This window comes from Bradyrhizobium sp. SPXBL-02, from assembly GCF_051853065.1.
Classification (GTDB): domain Bacteria; phylum Pseudomonadota; class Alphaproteobacteria; order Rhizobiales; family Xanthobacteraceae; genus Bradyrhizobium.
Window position 1 is genome coordinate 933966 of sequence record NZ_CP182474.1, and the last position, 18591, is coordinate 952556.

Sequence of the window (18591 nt, forward strand, 5' to 3'; positions counted from 1 at the left end):
CGCGGATTCCTGTCGGTCAGCGATCAGTGTCATTTGGATCTCTTTGCACGCTTCGCCAGCCGCACGCCTGCCCCGCCGCCGTTCTCCGGGATGAACTGGACGCCGGCTTTTTCGAGGGCTTTTCGAAGCTCGGAGAGCGTCCGCTCCTGGGCGGAAAGCGGGCCGGGCTGAGTCTCCAATCTTTTGATGCTCGGCAACGAGACGCCAGAAGCCTCCGCCAGATCCTTTTGCTCCCAGCGGAGGAGCATTCTTGCTGCGCGGATTTGTTCGCTAGTCAGACTCACAATTTTGATACCTCAGGTATTGACTTGGGCGAGCTTCTGATTTAATACCCTAGGTATCGCACAACAGTCCATCTAAGGCAACCCCGATGAGCAACAGCGCCTTTCCGGTGAGCGGCGGAGCTATGTCCGCACCATTCCTGACAAGTCAACAGACCGAGCAAGTCAACCGCAACTCCGGCTTGGTCCGCTCTCCCACTTACGCAAACTCCAGGCCGCGCTCATCGGCCAACACACTTCGCTCCAAACTTCTGACTGAGGCCCACGCCCGTGCGAAGGCCGACTATGCCGACGAACTCGCCTGCCGCGGTCGCGCCCACCACGTCAACCGCCCCTACAGCTATTACCTCGGTCTCCAGATGCGCAGCGGCTTCGCTGAGGCGCGCGTTGCCCGCACGGGCGTAGCGCCGGCTTTCGAACTCCCCCCGCAGCGTTGGGCATAAGGGGAGGCGCACATGCTCGCACCGTCCAACAAAGCCGCTCTCGTCAAGGTCCCGGCCCGTCATCTCTTGCGCGGTGACGTGACCGGGTCGGGCGAGGTTGTGCTTAGCGTCAGCGTTGGCGCCAAAACGCCCCGCGGCATGGTCGACGTTCTCTTGCAGAAGGGTGAGCGCAAGCGCGCCGCCATCTGGAACGCCCGAACAATTATTGGCGTCCGTCGCGGTGGCGCGCTGCCGGCGGAAGTCGCGGAGCCCGAGGCGGAAATCCCTCTCTCCGATCGGCTGCCCACTTTTCACGAACTCGCCGCCTTTGATGCCGGCAAGGCCTGGGATCGGCTGTCACCCGAACAGCAGCGCGAAATTGGCATGCTTGCTCTCACGTTCGGCACGGTCGGACAATGCAAAGGCCATTTCCACGAAACTATCGAAGGCGTCCGGAGCGGTTTTTCATCGAACCATTGGACACCCCAGGTGCAAGCCACAGCGGTGTGGCCGCGCCTGCATATCCAGCTGGTCGAGAGCGCGGCGAGCGAGGCATTTGAAGCCCTCTGCGAGCACTTCGACCCCCTTTGGCCCCAACTGTTCGGTTGGCAGCATCGAAAGGAGGTGAAGTAACCAGACTGCCGGCATAGACGCGACCAGCCGGGCGAGGGCGGAACCATACCGCTCGGCTGCTAGCAAACCACCACCCTCACATCAAATCGAGAGAAGACATGAGCAACGCGGTATCTATCGCGAGGCAACGGGGACTCGTGTCCTGTGCGCCCGCAAATTCCATAGCAATTCGCCAAGGCGCCGAACGCCTTGCTGGGCTGACGATCAAGATATCGATTCTTCTCACTGCCCAGGCTGACGAGGATCTGACAGTTGCCGTTGGCGTCGTCGTCAAGCGATTGGGAGCGCAGTCATGCTGAACGCAAACCTACTAGCCCAGGAGCGAAGCCGCTTAGAAGCGATATCCACCCTCCAGAGGCTGCGGCGCGAAGCACGGGATGAAATATCGCGGCTGATACAATTCCTTGATCAGTCGGACCCGTACGTCATGACCGAGTTAGAGGATGGGGCTGACGATGGCCCCTGCGATACCGACGAGCTCGAGCAGGATCTGGCGACGCCAGATCCGCGCACCAGCGGCGATTACCTGGGCCGGTCGCCCTGGACGATGCGGACCTTCGATCAGAGCCGGTTTCAGGGCGAGGATATCGAGGCGGACGACAGCGACGACGAACCCTCCCTCGGCGCGATCGAAAAGCACGCCAGTTGCTACGGGGTCGATGGCCGGAACTCGTCCGGTGACCAGACCGCCTGGGCGGACAGTGGCACTAAAGATCTGGAGGACGAGCACGACGGCGCCGAGCCGGGGGATGATGACGAACCTTCCCTGGGCGCGCTGGAAGGTCACACCGATCAAAGGGCTGCTTGGCATGCGGCGTCAGTCAATGACTACGAATTGGACCACTCGGAGAGCGGCATTGGCGACCTTGACGGCGCGCTTGAGCAGGTCGGTACGCAGGACTGGCAGCAAGGGACAATGGGGTGAAGAAAACTTCTTGGCAGCGGTCCGTCACAGATAATCCCGCGGCGCTCCTTCATTCTGCTGTCCCGAGGACTCCGGGCGGACTCGACTCAGGATTCGGCTCTCCGTGCGCATCCCGCGCAAAGGAGAGGATCCAAATGGCGATATCTCAGCATCCCGCAACGCACGTTCAGACCGCAGCACCAAGAAAGCCAGGTCGCATAGCGTCGGTCCCGGACAACGATGGCAACGCCGCCAAAATCAATGTCCATCTGGAGGGTGGTGGCACTCTTCGGGACTGCCCAGTCAGCGTTCACTTCCGCGACATATTGAAGGCGGAGCGGCCTGAATGGTGGGCTGTGGTCATTCGCCAGTCTCTGGCGAACACCACCGCTCGTAAGGTGAGAACATGCCGCGACAAGATGATGGCAAAAACCCACTGTCGAAACGGGCATCTGCTCACCGCTGATACGTCAGTAGTCCGTACACTCCGGCAGGGGCAGTGGCAGGTCCGCCGCTGTCTGATCTGCGAGCGAGGATATGAACACACCAGAAGCTACAATGCCGACGACGTCGCCAAGGTCCTCGAGAGCGCCAAAGCCGGTGCTTCGATGTACAAGCTTACGAGTTACCGCAGCAGTGAGCGCGTGATGTCGCTTGGAGCGTTGAAAAACGCCATGCGGAACATCCCGCAGGTTGACGCTGTTCTGAGGCCGCTTTTTTCGGAGAACAGCTTACACAATCGGACCCGCCTGATTACGCGTAAGCCCGTCACGCGCGGCCCGACACTGACCGGCATCATCGCGGGGCCGGCCCACGACGTGTTCACGGCGGCGGATCACGCCGTTCCCCGAAATCTAGATTTTGAGACTCGAAAAGAAGTCATGAGCGAGATGATGCTCGCTATCCTCGAAGGCACACTGACGATCGAGGACGCGCCTCGGCGCTGGCGCGAGTTTTTACGTATCGCTAACCGGATGTTCCCGACGAAGTATGGTCCCGTCTCCCTTGATGCACCGACATTCCACGACAGCAAGACTCCATTGATCGAAAGGATCAGCGTCGGTCTTTGGCCGTAGGAAGGTTTAGAAGCTCACGAGAATCATCAGCTCGGTATTGACGTGATGTTGCGGGGGCCAGGCCCGCCTGGTCCCTGCTTCGCAGAGCCTCGGCTCACAAAACGTCGCTATCATCAATCGTCCATAAACTGTTCGCGATTGCTAAGTACAAGGCTTCGGAGGCCGCGGCCAATCTTTCCATGCCGCGCTCACTTTCCTCTTCGCTCCTCGCCATTGCGACCTTCGCTGCGAGCGCTTTGATTTGGTTCGCCTGGTCCCTTATGCTGCTGTCTCTTATTATCGACAAAGCCCGAGCAACTTTGTTTTGGGCGATCAAGTGGCCGCTATTCGCCTCATCTGGCCACTTATTCTTTGCCCAAAGGCCGGTCTCTCGATGAGACGTGATGTCGTGAAATGAGCCAATTGCAGTCGCGCGCACAAGAGACGCAGCGGCCTCCTGCAAGTCGAGCAACGCTTGCCGCTGAACCTCTATTTTGCGGGCTAGTCTCTGCTCTCGCGCGATGGCTTCCCTTGCAATTCGCTCTCGCTCTAAATTCCAGCCATTCTGCACTCGGTCCGAAACCAGCTTGATCAGGAAGCCGACTACAAGCGACGCGAGAGGAAGCCATACCTCTTGGCTCACAATGAACCCCTTCAATGTTTCTGAACTGCAGCCTTAAAGGCGGCCTCAAATAGGTTCTGATATTGAGACGCGTTCACATTTGAAATGTGAGCGGTATCCCTGAAATTCGCTCGACCGCTCCGTACCAGAAAGCAATAATGACCGCTGCAAACAACGCTCTGCGGATCCACCAGCAGTAAGCGCGGGTTATCTTCGATAGGAAGGCGTTGCGCGATATCGGCTCTTAGCGCTCCATTGGTTAGCTTCGCGTCCGCCTCCACCTTCCATTCGCCTATCGCTTTGCCGGACCTCGCTTGTTCTTCCATCCATCGTTGCGGTACATCGAAGCCGATGTTTAGTAGAGGGAGGATGAGAATGACCGTTTTTCTCGAAGAGAGTAGTTTTTGAGCAAGAGATACAATCTCGTCGGAAGAGTCCCAGTTGCCACCAAGGACAACGATGCTCAGATCTGGCTGGCTCAGAACTAAGTTCAGCGTGTCGCGGTTGAAGGCTCGGCATGGTTCCTGGTCCGACGCATGCTGGATCCCATCGTCAACAAATGGACGGCACGCACTTTGCGTTGCAATCAGCCCCCTTATGCCATTCGCGACTGCAGCTGATGAGATAGGCTCGAGGTACTGGTTGGCGAAAGAGTCGCCCCACAAAATAGCCTTTTTGGCCTCAGGTGCCTGGCTGCCGAACTCGCAGTAGGGCTCGGGCGCTTTCTTCATTGAGTTGGCGTTTCTAAAGCATTCATCGCGCGGTGTATCAGTCCGCCGGGCCTCCTCGGCGGCGGCAAGATATGCGGGGAGCCTGCCCGGGAAGCCATGGCTGCTGAAAGCGGTCACTGTGAATGCAAGTAGCAAACAAAAAGAAGCGATGGCGATCCCCATCAATCGCGAATCGGACAAAGCGTCCCGGCTTCTCCGCGTGGGCTGTTCTATGAGGAGGTAGGAAGCCGCGCCTAAGCCGATCGAGGCCGTTGCTATCAGCATCTTAGCCGCGAACGTAACCGAGTAGCCGCGGAACGACAGCCAGGTTGCGGCGAAAACCCAGATAGGCCAGTGCCAAAGGTAGATCGAATAGGACCAATCCCCAATCCGCTGAAAGAAACTCAAACCCGACAAGGCTAAAATGCCCTGCCGGCGAGCGGCGACGATGAGAACGGCCCCCCCGACTGGCAATAATGTAGGAAGCCCAGGCCATTGGTGTTCGGGCATCGGATATAGGACGCAAGCCGCTAGTATGAACCACCCTAATGCTGCAGCGGCATTTCTGACTTTTGGTGCTTTGGCGCCATCATCATGCAAGCGCCGTTCGAACAGTGCGATTAACCCGCCAGCCAATGGCTCCCAGGCACGGGTGCGCAACGAGAAGAAAGCAGAGCCCGTCAAATCAGTTTGGCTCTGCCAAATGCACCAAAGGAAGGAAGCGAGCGCGAATAAGCAGAATGCTCCGGTGAGCACCTCGGTTCGCGGCTTTGAGGTTACGGCCTTGCGCCAAACCGCAGAAGCGATCAAAGGCATCCAAATGTAGAACTGCCACTCAACCCCAAGGGACCATGTGTGCAAGAGCGGCTTGGTTTGAGCTGGTGCAGCGAAGTAGCCGCTATCAGCGTCGAAGGCGAAGTTTGAGAGCGACAGCAGAGCGAAACAGGCCTGCCTTAAATGGCGCTGGTACTCGCCGGGCAGACTGAAAAACCAGCCGGCAGCGACCGACGCCGCGATGACAACCGCGAGAGCTGGAAACAGCCTCCGGATCCGCATCATCGCAAAGTTCACAACTGAGAACCGCTCAGCGCTTAAGTCAGCGAGCACAATTTTCGTCATCAGATAACCGGTGATGACGAAAAACACGTCCACGCCGACAAATCCGCCGGCAAAGCCGGGGGCATGAAGGTGATAGCCTAGAACCGCCAGAACGGACGCCGCGCGCAGGGCGTTGATGTCCAGCCGAAAGTCACGACTGACACTAAAACCAGCGGTATGAGCAATATCGCTTATCGACCCCTGCCAAGGTCGATCTAGGGAAACAGACAAAAGAGGGCCCCACAGCCTGAAGTGGGGGGACCATAAGGGTTCAACGGCGGTTTCAGCAAGCTGTAGAATCCCGGGTTGCTGAATGCAGGGCTATGCTCTCGTCTCAATGCTCGGACGCGGAACCAGGGTCAAAGTAGGCCGGCCCCAGCATGATCCTTGAAGAGTTCCGCCTCCTGAACGTATCCGCGAAGCGTGTCGACCGATTTGTGCCGGCTCACATCCATCATGCGGAAAATGGACTTGCCGGCTGCAGCTGCTGACGTGAGGAACCCACGACGCAACGAGTGGCCAGAAAACTGCTTCTCATCCAGGCCCGCCCGGCTGGCATAGGCTTTCACAACATTCGCAACCGATCGATCCGTCAGACGCGCTGCGCTCACCGTGCCAGCCTTGTTGATGGGACGGAATACCGGGCCGGAGGTGATGCCGGCGGAATCGAGCCAATCCCGGACGGCGGCGGCGGGACACACGACGGAGGATCCCCGGGCGATTGCTACAGTGGCGCCCTCGGCGTCCTGATCGGTCTTCGACCTCGCGATGAAGGCTCGCAGCCCTTCCGCGGTCTCCAGCAAATGCTCCACGTCGAGCGCGACGAGCTCGGAACGACGGAAAGCGCCGCCAAAGCCCAACAGCAGCAGTGCGCGGTCGCGCTTGCCGGTTAGCGTATTGGGGCAGGTCTCGACCATGGCCTTAATGCGCGCCACGACGGCGGGGGCTTTCTTGACCTTGGCAGCTCCGATGGTGCGCCGGATGCCGCGGAGCGTGGCCTTGACGGCCTCCGCGTCGCTCGGGGTCGGCAGCGAAGCCAGCTTGTGGGCGTAGCGGACCGCCGCGACGCGCCGGCTGAGCGTCGAGACCATAGCGCCTTCTGCTGCGCCGTGCGCCAAGTAGGCGGCAAGCGTCTCTGGGTTCGCGGGGAGCGCGCTGGCGCCTCTCGATTCGCACCAGGCGCGGAATAACCGGAAGTCGGTCTCATAGGCCTTACGGGTTGCTGGCGCCTTCTCGGCCTTCGCAAATGCAACGGCGGCGGCCAGCTCGGGAGCGATGGCGACCGGGACGGCGCTAGCATCAGCAGGAGCGGGAAGGCTGCTCATCCTTGAGTTCCTTTACTTCCGAGAAGAAACATTATCGGAAGCTATCATGATAGCATGCCGTCATCAAGTATGGTTTGCCGCCGAGACCAATCTTTTGCTGGGCCGGCTTTGAAATGCTTTAGTCGCGCTCTGCCCCTCATCATGTCGAGCCAGCCTCGACACCCCACCCGCAGCACTGAGCAGACCACAATGTCCCGGAAGCCCCGTTCCCCTACCCACGACCCTCAGGCTGTCAAAAAACTGCTGGTGCGCATCAATCCCGAAGGCTTGCGAGCACTGAAGATCCTGGCCGCAGAAAAGGACGCGACACTAGTTGCGCTCGCAATCGAGGCGTTCAACGATCTGCTCAAGAAGAATGGGAAGCGGCCGGTTGTGAGCAATCCCCTTCAGGCTGAGGAATAGTGTCCGTCATTTTTCGTCGGCAGAGCGGCGCGGACGGCAGTATTTTATTCCCTAAGCGCTTGAGCCGGCTTTCCTATCGGTAGCTGACTTGTCGCTGCCCGCCTGCCCTTTTAGGGCATTACAAAATAGGCGGGCATGTTTTCATTGGTTGTCATTTGCTTTCAGCACTCCCGCGCGCGTATTGCGCAGAAACCATCGTTTGATTGATCTTGATTGTTTTCAAGGAGCACCCGACGCGCTCCCGGCGTTGCTCCCTGACATTCCCTGACAAGGGAGGAACGTCGCCCACCACGGGCTACTCGGCGCACAGAAAAAGTGGCCGGCGCACAGGAGGCAATTGCTCATCGCCGCAGTAGTTGCCTGATAAAATTGCGCCAGCGGCGTCCTCCTGCGCCACGCTGGCCTTGTCAAAACTCTCTCATTTTAATTCACGCTGGACTGCACGAAATATCGAAATAAGCTCGTCCACAAAGCGGCTTAGGCGTGTTCGGTCTCTCGCGATCCGTGGAAGGTGTCAAACACTACCCATGGATTGAGCTCGATCAGCTTCAACAACACGAGCGCCGGGCCAGTCGGCTTGCGGCGGCCCTGCTCCCAATTGCGGAGCGTCTTGACCGGCACGCCAATCGCGTCTGCAAATGTGCGCTGTGTCGCGCCGATCTTGGAGGCAAGACGAATTGCGCGCACGTCGAGATTCGAACCGTCAGGTCTGGCAACGTACGGAATGCCGGGACGCCGCCGATTGCCGCCGTTTGAAATTGCGCCGCTGGCGTCCAGTGAGGTCCCGCCCATTCTAATTCTCCGGCTGACCCGCCGCGCGCACGGCGGCGTCGATCGCCCAAATTGTGCTCTCAATTGCCTTGAGTTGGTCGGGCATCACGCGCGCCCGCTGTTGCCAGACGCTCTAAGCGCTAGTGGGCTGGTTCCGACCGGACGAGTCATTGCTTTTGCCTTGTTCTCAATACTTCCGGAATGGACGTCGACACCGGCCTGAGCTCGAAACTCAGCCATCACTTTTGTCCCGCTGCTCCTCAGGGGCTTCGATTATGAGGCGGAAATTGTCATCGATGCCGTACGCTTGTGATAGTCCGGTCTCATGGTTCACCTCGCTATCCCGCCAAACTCGGTCCTTGCCGTTCAGATCCTTCACTTGGAAGCGGACAGTGAAATTGCGACCGTCTTTTTCGCTAACTGTGAGCACGATCATGGAAGCTCCTAAAGACGGATGTAAGTTGTGACCAAGAGAGTAGGCTGGACGATAGGATGAGCGCCGCCGCCGCCCGTACTGTACGTAGTGTCCAGGCCGTTAGAGCTGTTCACGCGCACGCCTGTCACGGCAGCACTGATGATGGCGGTGCCGTACCCAGAGGTGGTGAAGCCGCCACCGCCCGTTGTGTTCGAATTGACACCAGTAATGTTGTGACCATGCGTGTGGCCCGGATCGTAAATGCTCGCCGAATGAAAGTGCGAAGGCATTTGGGCTATGGTCAGCGTCTGGTTTTCAGTGCCGCCAGTTGCGCCTAGGGTAACCGGACTGGCACCAAAGTAAGTTGCTGTCAGCCGGCCGCTATCAGTGTTTCCCATGTCACCGAGGCCCGCACGGACGCGAGCGCGGCAATCCGGCAAGCTCAACGTTTTGTTCGCGGCGAAGTCAGATGCTGAACTTGCGCCCCGCCCGCCTGAAACCGCTAGATTTGGATCTTGCTGCCAGAGGAAGTTGAACAGAGCCTGCGTATCGGAATTTGCACGCTCTGTCGCACCGGAGGTGGTTCCGCCAATGCTTCGGCCGTTGCAGCGAACGAAACCTGTCAAAACACCCGTCGCGTACATGTCGATCATCTGGCCAGTTTGAAGCAAGGTGGTCTGGTCAACCGAGCTCCCGCCGCCTCCGCCGCTGCTCGGCCCGATGACCAGTACGCTGTCCGCGACAAGCTGCGAGACGCCAGTCTTGCTGGTCAATCTGATCTTGATAGAACCATCGGCGCAGAACAGCTGTGGCACGCGGCCGGCAGCATCAAGCGTGATCGGATTGGGCCAAGGAATTGTCAGCCCTACATCCTGAAAGCAATTCTGTGGTTCGGCTACCGTGCCCGCTTTGATCAGAAACAGTTGCCCGCCGACAAGGGGCTTGCCCAGGCTATCGAACTGCTGCGTCATGGAAATCGGAATCGTGCCCGCCGCCATTGCGCTCGAAGCTACCAGCGCGCAAACAAGCAATGCGCACGCCGCGCGCCCAGCGACCCCGCGAAGATGGATGCCATCTGAGCGAAGTCGATCGACGATCGATTGTCGGATGTAGTCAGATTTCGATTGGCATCTTTCCCTTGCAGCCGTGTCTATGGCTTTCGACAGGTTCGTCGGCGCTCTAAACTGCACCAGATCCTCAAACTTGTGAGCGTCTTCCATCGCTTTGCCCCATGCAATCTGCATGAGGTTGTCAGTACAAGTGATAGAGCTCAGGCACTACGACAAGGCTGCTGATCTTGCGGACTATGCGGCTTCTGCTCACGCGGCAAAATTGCCGCATTGCTAATAAGTTGTATTCGAAACTGAGGATCAGCGTTTGATCATCAGACCCTTGAGCGTTGAATCAAGCTGTCCGTCCTCCGCATGCGGCATCTCGAAATGTTTACGTAGTGCTACAATTCCTAGTCGCGTAGCATCGAGGAGTGCTACGTCGATTAGGTCGGACCAATAACCTTCCAGTCCGCTATTCAGGCCGAACTTGTTCCTCAACTCTTCTATGGCCACTCGGCCGGGCTTTTTCTCACCATTCTTCCCTTCAAATGATATCTTTTCCCGAGAAGCTGCCTTCGATATGACATCATAAATTCTGGTAACGCCATATCGAGACACTAGTCCGACTTCAAAAGCATCTTTGAACGAATGATCGTTGCAGTCCCCGTGCCGCTTCACTGCAGCTGAAATTGCGGCAAGTTTCTCAGGAGTATCGATGAAGCCTGACTCTTCCGTGGAAGAGTTTGGGCTCTTCAAGAGCTTCGTCTTTGGAGGTGCTTGCGATTTTTTCTTTTTCCCTCGAGCGCTGCGCTCGCCGCTGCTTGAATCTATATTTCGTAGTTCGTGGTCGTATCCCAGATAAAACTCCGAGAGCGCAGTCCTCGTAGGCGAATCTGTCGAATCTCCAAGCTTGCCGTCAATGCTGGCGCACAAGGTGCTCTGGATTTTCTTGATGAAGGTTGAGGTCAACTGCTGCTCGAATTTATGGGGGGCAGTTTTTTCGAGCGTGGGCGCAAGTTTACCCGCGTTTCGCATTGCGGTCGGATCAAAGCTGAGTTCCGGTGGAGCCCCAGTTAGTTCTAGCAACTTAGTCAATTGTTCGAATGCTTTCTCCCATTCCTTTTTGCTCAGTAAAGTGGCTAACTGAATGACGTGCCCCTTTACTTTTTCGAGGTCGCTTGTCTTGCGCGACAAAACAACTTCCGTCGCAGCAAGAGATGTTTCCTTGGTCTTCAACTCTCTTTGGGTAATGGCTTGCTGCCTCTGGGCTACTTCTGCTTCTGTCTTCGCGCGAGCGGCATTTAATAGCGCTTCCTTGGCCTCGCTCTCAGCCTTCTTGGCTTCGCCCTCGGCCTTCTTGGCGTCGGCACTCGCGTCTCTGATTAACTGAAACAAGCGTTCGACCTCCGCGACTTGCGAAGCCTTAAGCGTTGCAAGGGTACCGTACGACTGATTCAACAGCGCGCCCGCCTCAACGAGGGTCTTGGTGTGTTGAGCGCGTTCGGCAATTGTCTGCTCCGCGCTCACCTTCTGAGTTTTTTGAAAGCTGTCATAGAACACGTAAATTACAAATGCGGCGAACGCGAAGAGGATGAGGATAGGAGCTTGCCTTCCGACGCGCCGCAATGCTTCGGATACCGCGTCCCAGCCTGTTCTCCCGACAACACGGACCGAAACAGCCGCGTCGCCGCCTGCCAGACGTTCCGTCACGTCCACCTCCCTGACCTATTTTGGGGGCGGTTATTTTAGCCGGTCGACTCGCGATTGAACACGGAAAAGCGTCATCTTCGTCGCGCATCAACTCAAGGGCGATTGTTCAGTTTACACATTGGTCTTTGGCCGGAATCGGCGCGCCAACTCGTTCGAAGTATCGTTTCACGAGTGAGTTAGCTCGGTCGCCGGAGAGATAGGCAGCAAGAGCCAATTGGTCGCCATCGAGAAACATTGCAAGCGCGACCTTGCTGACCTTCCAAACGCCGCCACCAACGCGCCTACCGAGCCCGTGTTGCACACACCAATTTCGTAGCGTGCTCTCGGACTTTCCGGCTCGAGCCGCGGCCTCCTTCAGACCTATTCCCTCACGCGGGTCGTAGGGCGTGAGTATCTTGAACGATGTGAACTCGGGCGGCCTCATCGCTTCAACTCCCTTAGCAAAGTTGCCAACGGACCAGCAAAGCCGCCTGACCTAGCCAAGGCATGCTCGATCGTCTCGATGGGACAACCATGCTGGAGGGCCAAGGACGCGACGATTGCCGCGTCCTGAGCGTTGGTCTCGGCAGCCGTAGCCGTGCCGACCTTCGTACCATTGATAAAGACCTCGGCGATCCGGCCATCTTCGAACCGGCCGATACCGCCGGTGTAGGATTGGCCGTCGCATTCGAACCGGAAGATCCAATGCGCTCTCCGGTCGCTCAGGCGAGTTCGCAGGCCCGTCATTGCGGACCTCCAGCCTCTCCATAGGCGCCCAAATCATTCATAGGCGCCCTTGTTTGGGAGGGGGCGCCCATGGGGTTTTTGGGCGCCCATGGTGCGTCCGGTAACTCCAACACGTACCGGGAACCGGGCCCGAAACCGTCCCTGGTGGACTTGATGCCTAGCTCGGTTCGGGCATCGCGGAAGGCCTTGCTCTTGCTCAGCCGCTTGTCGTCCTCAAGCAACGCCGCCGCCCGCGCCTGACGCTCGACCTCCAGAACGTCCACCGGGCCGGCCGAGAGGATGTCCCTCAGAAACTGCATGACGTCGTCCTTGCCGCCGCCCGACTGACCCTTCTTGGCTCCACGGTTCTCCGATGCAGACAGCGCTTGGTCGATCGACTCCGAGACGTGGTCGCCCTCGAACATGACGTTCGATGACATGACGTCGTCACCGACCAGGCGCTGCTCGAGCCGGAAGGCCAAACCTTTGCACTTCTTGCCCAGGTTATTCTTGGCTTGGAGCAAGAACCGCCGCTCGTCGTCCTCCGGATCCTCGATCACGGCGAACGCAGCCCGGGCCGCAGCCACGAACGCGATCGACCCGGCGAACCGGTTCAAGGCGCTCTGGTTGCCGCCACCACCACCTTTGTTGAGGTGCGTTACGGCGACCACGGCGATCCGCAGACGGTTGGCCATGTCGGCCAACGGCTCCAGGACTTCCCGGGTCTCCACATTCCCATTGCCGTCGCTGCCGCCCATGTATGCCGAGATCGGATCAACGATAATCAGCCTGACCGTGCCGATTTTCCTCGCCATATCTTCCAGCAGATCGACGTCCGTCTTCAGGCTGAACGTCTTCCTGCCCGTTCCGTCCGGCTTCGTCGCGGCCGAGACGATGTGAACGCGGTCACGATCAGCCCCCGCCGCCATGAGGCGCGGGATGATGGTGTCTTGCACACCATCCTCCGCGGACATGAAGATGACGTCTCCCGGGAGCGTCGAGCCCTCACCACACGGCCAGTGACCACCGTTCGAGACGGTGGCCGACATGAACGCGGTCAGTTGGCTCTTACCCAAACCGGGCGGCCCCCCCAACAGGACGAGCTTGCCTTCCGGGATTCGGCCGGGCCAGACCCAGACGAGCTTCTCCGGTTCGAGGTCGCTCGCGCGATGTGCGATCAGTCGCCGCTTTGCCGGCTTCGAGCCTGGCGAGGCTTTGTCTGGCTTCTGCTTCGGGGCGGAGGTCTGTTCGGCGTAATGGCCGATCAGCTCTTCGATCTCCCGTTGATCGCGGGCGAAGTACCCGTGAGCGATGGCAATTTCAGACAGCCGATCAACCATCACGCTTTTGGGCACCCATTGGCTCGCCACGGCATCCGCCAGCGTTGCGGCGGCTTCCGTGAACACGGCGAACTTGGCCTCTTGAGATGCCAGCGCAACGCTGCGCTTGACATCGCGGAGCACTTTCGCGGCCGTGGGGCCGTACTGCCGTTCGTCCCCGACTTCCGAACCGACTGCCTCGGCCTCGGCCTGGTTCTCCGGCTTGCCCTTGCCGTTCGCCATCAGGGCTTCGGCACGCCGCTTCAACTCCGCTGCGGTCAGCGGCGCGCGTGAGTGATGAAAATTCATTATGCGGCCTCTGCAACAACTGTGACGGGGGTTTCGAGCCGATAGCGGCCATGCGTTCCCGGAAATGACCCGCGGTGCGGCTCATATTCTGTGGTGATGGTCAGCCCAGCGCGGCGGAGTTTGAAGACGTAATGCGACCAGCGGGGCGCCGGATGATCGATCGTGGTCACCCCAACGGAACCGGCGTTGATCAACCGACGCAACGTCCAGGCCTCGCGACCGGTGAACGTCAGGCATGATCCGCTCGGCATTCGGACGGTGATGCTGTTCATTGCTCCACCCCCGATCCGATGCCGGCCAGATTCGCGATCAGATCCGCGACTGCCGGATGGACGTGGTATCGGCGTGCGACGAAGCTTCCAGCCCGCGTGGCCGGACGAACAACCACAACGCGCCAGCTGAACAGGGGAAGGTCGGAAACCGATTGTGCTTTGGGACGTCGTTTGCTACAGGTTTTCAAGTTTAAAACTCCTAGAGAGCCCGGTGCGCACGATCTGATCCGCCAAGATGTGGATCGTGCAGCCGGGTTTTCCTTTGATGGGGATTAGGCAGCGGTGGCTTCGCGGCCGATGGAGGGGAGGGTTCGCAGCCAGCGCTGCAATTCACTGGCTTCAAAGATTGTCGCCTTCCCGTCCTTTCGGGCGGTGAGCTCTTTGTCCCTTACTGCTTTGTAGATGCGCGTACGGCTGCGGCCCGTGGCGGCGGCAGCCTCCTCGGGAGTGTATGCGAGCTTCGCGACTTGCTCGCGCTTATCGGTGTCTTGCGTCGGCATGGTGCATCCTGTTTTGCAACAGCGTCCCGCAGCATCGCGTGACGTTGCACCATGTGTAGAAGGGCGACAGTTCTGCCGTCGCGCTGGGAATGAAGCCGAGCTTACCCCTGAAAAGCGAGTTTAGAACGGGTAGCGCTCCCCCATAAAAATGGGGAGCAGGCGGCTTCCTGCTCCCCAAAAATTAGCGACCGCGCCTCTTATAGAGGGCGCCAGCTTCCCTCAACGAAGGCAATCCCTGCATTTCTTCGAAGTGTTCAGGATCCGCCGTCTGGTCCCCTCCCAACTTCTTCTGTCTGTAGTGCTGGTAATTCTTCCCGCAATTGCGGGCCATCGCGATGGTTCGATCAACCTCAAGGTCCCCGAAAAATTCCCGCAGCTGGGCTTCCCAGCCTCGCACTGTATCGGAACCTAGGTCGGTATGTTGCACGCCGAATTCCCGGGCCGCCTCGACTTGAGCGAGACCCTTCTTCCGACCTTTAGCCACCTCATATTCAACATAGGCGACCGCCCTAAGTTGGAGCTGCCTTTCCGTAAGCCCCTGCTTCGCGTTGGTCTCCGCCTTTTGCAGCTCCGGCATCACCTCTCCAAAATCGAGCGCACGCAGCGCGTTCAGCATCCTGGTTGGAATGCCGAGATGGCCGGCCATAGGCACCAGGATGTTGAGCATGACACGGCGCGCTGTGACGGGGTCTAGTTCATCCTGGAGAACCTTTGCACCCGCCTTCTCATGCTCGTGGCTATCAACTTCCGCGCGCCGGGCCAGATATTCCGAATGTGTCTTTGTTTGGTTCGGCTGGAGCGGAACGAACTTGAGCCCTTGAAGAGCTAGCCCGCGCTGATGATCGATTGCCCAGCCCGCAACATAATGGACCAACCAAGCCGCATCTTTTAGCGCGCTGAAAGCCGCAAGGTCTTTTGCCTGCGCGCTTTGATCTCCAAGGCTGGGTCTGGTCTTCTTTTCGGCGTCGTTGAGATGCGAAAGCATGAGCCTCGCAAAACCATCTTGTAACAGGTCGCCCTTAGGCTTCTCGCCGTCGTCCTGGAAGCTCGGCAACTCTCGATGCCGATTGGGCCAAACCGGCCAGCCATTCGATCGATAAAACTCTTGTCCGTTTTGCCAATAAGTATCGTTGCTCATGCGCACTCCGCTGGTGCCCGCATGGTGACGACGCGGCAGGCTGGTGCGGACCAGCTTTTCGGGAGCTACCCTAGCCGCGCCGGTTCTTCGGCGCCTCCGCCAAAACTCTCTCTATCTCCCGAGCATATCGGTTGAAGGCCACGCGCTTCTCTTTGTGGCGTTCGTACATGTCATAGTGAACGGACCCCACGTCCCGCGCCTTGTGGTTTGAGCACGCATCCCGATCCTCTTTCTTGATGCCGAGCGCGGACATCCGGGTTTCGACCGTGCGCCGCAGATCGTGAGGTGAGGGCGGATCCTCAATCCACTTGCCGTCCATCGTCTTAGCGAGCCGTGCCATAGCAACGGTCAGCGCGTGCCCGCTGATCGGCTTTGACTTGTCCTTAGATCGAGGAGAGGGAAAGAGGACGGTCGCCCCCTCTGGCAAGGTCGAGATAGCCTCTTTCACAACTTCCAGCGCCAGAGGTGAGAGCGGCAGGAAAAAATCGCGCTTGTTCTTCACGCGCTCTGCTGGGATCGTCCAGCCTGCCGCCTTCACCTGATTGAGGTGCGAGAACTCCGCCAGCGCGGCGCCGGCAATCTCGGTCGCGCGCCCGGCAGTCAGAAGCGCCAGCCGAAGAGCCAAGCCGGTCCTGCGCGATATTGGCTTTTCGATCGCGCTTCGCCAAAACGTGCGCAGTTCGTCGTCATCGAGCACGCGCTTGCCGGTCTTCTCCGCGCCGCGCTTCTTAAGCCGTGACATCGGATTATCTTCTCGTAGGTCGCAGTCGACCGCGAATGAGAAGATTTTCGAGATCAGGGAATGAACTCGGTTCGCCGCAGTGGGCGTGCCGGCCGCAACAATTGCCTCCAATAGCTCGATGCAGTCGGCTCGCCGGATCTTTCGATAGTCCCGTTTTCGCCACTTAGGGAGGACGTGCTTATCGAGGTTGCGCCGATCCTCTGCAACGGACCTGGGGCGCTTGTGTCGACCTGCGTGCTCGACCATGTAGCGTTCCGCGAGAGTGGCAAACTCGCGAGAGCCGGCCTCTGCCCGCTCTGTGCGCTTCGCCTCAATCGGATTGATGCCGGAGGCAACCTGCTTCCGCATCGCGTCGCCGTCGTCCCGAGCCTTAGAGAGACCGATGTCGGGATAGGTGCCGATGGTGGCCCTCAGTGTGCGTCGGCTGACAGGATCACGAAACCGGAATGCCCAGGAGGAGACGCCGCCCTTGGTCACGCGCAGAACAAGCCCGGCGCAGCGGGTATCCGCCACTTCAAGCCGGCCCTCTGCTGGCGCCTTGACGGCTCGGCAATATGCGTCCGTTAGCAGCTTTTTCATGCGTCCCCATGGGGGCGCGCCGGGGACGCAAAATGGCGGGATGCTATGGGACCGGTGGGGACGTGAGGGGACATAATAGACAGAATAAAACGAGAACCGACCCCTTTCAACCGTCCCGATGTGTGCTATAGCGTGCCGATCCCCAGACTACGAATCTGAGGGTCGGACGTTCGAATCGTTCCGGGCGCGCCAGCTTCTTCCGATGCCGGCAAAAGCAATGCAGTGTCCGGTCGCTCGTCCGAGATCGCGGATGGGGCGCGCCCTTGGAAATCAGATGAAGATATCGCAGGCATTCAAATTCGAGGCGGCACATCGCCTGCCGAACGTGCCGGAAACGCACCGGTGCAGCCGGCTGCACGGTCATTCCTATCGGGTCGAGGTTCAGTTGGAGGGACCCGTGGACCCGCACACGGGTTTCGTCGCGGACTTCTTCGATATTGAAGAATGCTTTGCCGGCGTCCTGGAGGCCCTGGACCACAGATGCCTGAACGACGTCGAAGGACTCGAGAACCCAACCGCTGAGAATATCGCGATCTGGATATGGGACCGGTTGGGCTCGCGTCTCCACCAGCTTTCCGCAATTCGAGTTTACGAAACGGCGGACTGTTGGGCCGAATATCAAGGGCGGTGACGACAACCGCAAGCTGACCCGTTCAGCACGACCAGATCAAAAAGCGACTGCTGCCGGGGCGGCCCAATGGCTCCTGACGAAGTCCCGGATGTGCTCCGGCACGGGCGTGGTGTCGATGTCGCAACGCGTCTGGATTTCTTCCGCAAGCTCTCTCGACACGTCCTTCGACCAATGACCTAGCGGATCGAAGGCGACGATGCGGACGGGGTCGTTGAAACGGCCGGCGATCAGGTTCGAGATGACGGTTTCGATGTCAGTCCGCTCGACCTCGGTTTTCCGGCCGGCTCTGCCGGGCCGTCCGGCAATGTTGTCGAAGATCAGATAGACGATCCGATCTGCCGCATTCTGATGAGCCGCGCATGGGGCGGCCATCGACGTCAATCCATTTCCAGCCATACGCGTCTCCAATGCAATAGAGCCGGTAATTTGTCCGGACGGGACCCGCCTGAATTGATCAAGCGCAATGCTATGTACACGGGCCACTACGGTCCCGCATCAGGACCAAAGTACGATCAGGACCAAAGTATGATGACGCGCGGATCGCGCTTTGTAAGATCGGACACTGCCATTCGAGGGCGAGGAAGCCGCAATCGCGCTCGATCGAGCTCGTCCTTCAGGAGATGCTAATGGTGGCCTTTGCTGCGCTTCCTGTGGCTTACCGGATCCTTGCCGCGACGTTGGGCCGGTTTTGCTTGAGCCAGGCGACGGCCTCGGGTCCATCGACGACGCACTCGAAGGTTTCCCAGGTCGGGTCCTCCAGGGATTCCGCTTGCAGTCGCTTCGCCGCATACTCGACGAGGTCGTGCAAGCCTTCGTATCCTCGTCGATGCTCGAGGGACTCTGCAATCGCCGTGCTGGTCCATCCTCGTTGGGCCAAATCGATGATGCTCGGAGCCTCAGCCTCGCTGAACCACGGCGTGGCATCGAACTCGATGCAGCGGACATTGTCGGCGGTATGGCAAGTGGCGTGGATCATTGGATTCCTCCGCTAGCATT

The 18591-nt window shown here is 59.0% G+C and carries 21 protein-coding genes; 5 read left to right on the plus strand and 16 right to left on the minus strand.

Annotation, left to right across the window (positions count from 1 at the left end):
* Nucleotides 1-29 precede the first annotated feature (29 nt).
* Nucleotides 30-248 carry a helix-turn-helix domain-containing protein gene (locus tag ACNJYD_RS04370; RefSeq protein WP_439365488.1) on the minus strand — a complete coding sequence of 73 codons (219 nt, stop codon included), beginning with the start codon at nt 246-248 and terminating at the stop codon, nt 30-32.
* A gap of 488 nt (nt 249-736) precedes the next feature.
* On the opposite strand from ACNJYD_RS04370, the gene ACNJYD_RS04375 reads away from it, so the two are divergent.
* The 3 genes from ACNJYD_RS04375 (at nt 737) to ACNJYD_RS04385 (ending at nt 3316) form a co-directional block, all read left to right on the plus strand.
* On the plus strand, nt 737-1336 hold the full coding sequence (locus ACNJYD_RS04375; protein ID WP_439365489.1) for a hypothetical protein: 600 nt from the start codon (nt 737-739) through the stop codon (nt 1334-1336).
* Between the two features lie 292 nt (nt 1337-1628).
* Nucleotides 1629-2261, plus strand: coding sequence for a hypothetical protein (locus tag ACNJYD_RS04380; protein ID WP_439365490.1), 633 nt, complete (start codon nt 1629-1631; stop codon nt 2259-2261).
* Between the two features lie 134 nt (nt 2262-2395).
* A complete protein-coding gene (locus ACNJYD_RS04385; RefSeq protein WP_439365491.1) occupies nt 2396-3316 on the plus strand; it encodes a hypothetical protein in 921 nt (306 codons plus the stop codon).
* 94 nt (nt 3317-3410) lie between these two features.
* Here the strand turns inward: ACNJYD_RS04385 and ACNJYD_RS04390 are convergent, their stop codons facing one another.
* The 3 genes from ACNJYD_RS04390 to ACNJYD_RS04400 form a co-directional block, all read right to left on the minus strand.
* Nucleotides 3411-3938 (minus strand): hypothetical protein, encoded by a 528-nt coding sequence (locus ACNJYD_RS04390; RefSeq protein ID WP_439365492.1) that lies wholly within the window; start codon nt 3936-3938, stop codon nt 3411-3413.
* Between the two features lie 11 nt (nt 3939-3949).
* Nucleotides 3950-5956 (minus strand): acyltransferase family protein, encoded by a 2007-nt coding sequence (locus tag ACNJYD_RS04395; RefSeq protein WP_439365493.1) that lies wholly within the window; start codon nt 5954-5956, stop codon nt 3950-3952.
* Nucleotides 5957-6084: 128 nt separating this feature from the next.
* Complete coding sequence (locus ACNJYD_RS04400) at nt 6085-7050, minus strand: site-specific integrase (protein WP_439365494.1); 966 nt, start codon at nt 7048-7050, stop codon at nt 6085-6087.
* A 189-nt stretch (nt 7051-7239) separates the two neighbouring features.
* Between ACNJYD_RS04400 and ACNJYD_RS04405 the strand changes: the two genes are divergently transcribed.
* On the plus strand, nt 7240-7452 hold the full coding sequence (locus tag ACNJYD_RS04405) for a ribbon-helix-helix domain-containing protein (protein ID WP_439365495.1): 213 nt from the start codon (nt 7240-7242) through the stop codon (nt 7450-7452).
* A 477-nt stretch (nt 7453-7929) separates the two neighbouring features.
* On the opposite strand, the gene ACNJYD_RS04410 is transcribed toward ACNJYD_RS04405, so the two are convergent.
* From ACNJYD_RS04410 to ACNJYD_RS04455, 10 genes are all read right to left on the minus strand, one after another.
* Nucleotides 7930-8244: a helix-turn-helix domain-containing protein gene (locus ACNJYD_RS04410; protein WP_439365496.1), complete on the minus strand. Its 315-nt coding sequence runs from the start codon at nt 8242-8244 to the stop codon at nt 7930-7932.
* A gap of 211 nt (nt 8245-8455) precedes the next feature.
* Entirely contained in the window at nt 8456-8659 is a 204-nt protein-coding gene (locus ACNJYD_RS04415; protein ID WP_439365497.1) for a hypothetical protein, read from the minus strand.
* Nucleotides 8660-8667: 8 nt separating this feature from the next.
* Nucleotides 8668-9882, minus strand: coding sequence for a hypothetical protein (locus ACNJYD_RS04420; RefSeq protein ID WP_439365498.1), 1215 nt, complete (start codon nt 9880-9882; stop codon nt 8668-8670).
* A gap of 126 nt (nt 9883-10008) precedes the next feature.
* On the minus strand, nt 10009-11400 hold the full coding sequence (locus tag ACNJYD_RS04425) for a hypothetical protein (RefSeq protein ID WP_439365499.1): 1392 nt from the start codon (nt 11398-11400) through the stop codon (nt 10009-10011).
* A 420-nt stretch (nt 11401-11820) separates the two neighbouring features.
* A complete protein-coding gene (locus ACNJYD_RS04430; RefSeq protein WP_439365500.1) occupies nt 11821-12126 on the minus strand; it encodes a TSCPD domain-containing protein in 306 nt (101 codons plus the stop codon).
* Complete coding sequence (locus ACNJYD_RS04435) at nt 12123-13733, minus strand: AAA family ATPase (protein WP_439365501.1); 1611 nt, start codon at nt 13731-13733, stop codon at nt 12123-12125. Before ACNJYD_RS04435 ends, ACNJYD_RS04430 begins: the two co-directional genes overlap by 4 nt.
* Nucleotides 13733-14005, minus strand: a complete 273-nt coding sequence (locus tag ACNJYD_RS04440) for a winged helix domain-containing protein (RefSeq protein ID WP_439365502.1) — start codon at nt 14003-14005, stop codon at nt 13733-13735. Before ACNJYD_RS04440 ends, ACNJYD_RS04435 begins: the two co-directional genes overlap by 1 nt.
* Before the next feature lie 272 nt (nt 14006-14277).
* Nucleotides 14278-14505: a helix-turn-helix domain-containing protein gene (locus ACNJYD_RS04445; protein ID WP_439365503.1), complete on the minus strand. Its 228-nt coding sequence runs from the start codon at nt 14503-14505 to the stop codon at nt 14278-14280.
* 181 nt (nt 14506-14686) lie between these two features.
* Entirely contained in the window at nt 14687-15643 is a 957-nt protein-coding gene (locus ACNJYD_RS04450) for a hypothetical protein (protein ID WP_439365504.1), read from the minus strand.
* A 70-nt stretch (nt 15644-15713) separates the two neighbouring features.
* Nucleotides 15714-16964: a tyrosine-type recombinase/integrase gene (locus ACNJYD_RS04455; RefSeq protein WP_439365505.1), complete on the minus strand. Its 1251-nt coding sequence runs from the start codon at nt 16962-16964 to the stop codon at nt 15714-15716.
* Nucleotides 16965-17238: 274 nt separating this feature from the next.
* On the opposite strand from ACNJYD_RS04455, the gene queD reads away from it, so the two are divergent.
* Entirely contained in the window at nt 17239-17595 is a 357-nt protein-coding gene (queD, locus tag ACNJYD_RS04460) for a 6-carboxytetrahydropterin synthase QueD (protein ID WP_211407620.1), read from the plus strand.
* A 36-nt stretch (nt 17596-17631) separates the two neighbouring features.
* Here the strand turns inward: queD and ACNJYD_RS04465 are convergent, their stop codons facing one another.
* Both ACNJYD_RS04465 and ACNJYD_RS04470 read right to left on the minus strand, forming a co-directional pair.
* Entirely contained in the window at nt 17632-17967 is a 336-nt protein-coding gene (locus ACNJYD_RS04465) for a hypothetical protein (protein ID WP_172786720.1), read from the minus strand.
* 283 nt (nt 17968-18250) lie between these two features.
* Nucleotides 18251-18571, minus strand: coding sequence for a hypothetical protein (locus tag ACNJYD_RS04470; protein WP_172786721.1), 321 nt, complete (start codon nt 18569-18571; stop codon nt 18251-18253).
* Nucleotides 18572-18591 lie beyond the last annotated feature (20 nt).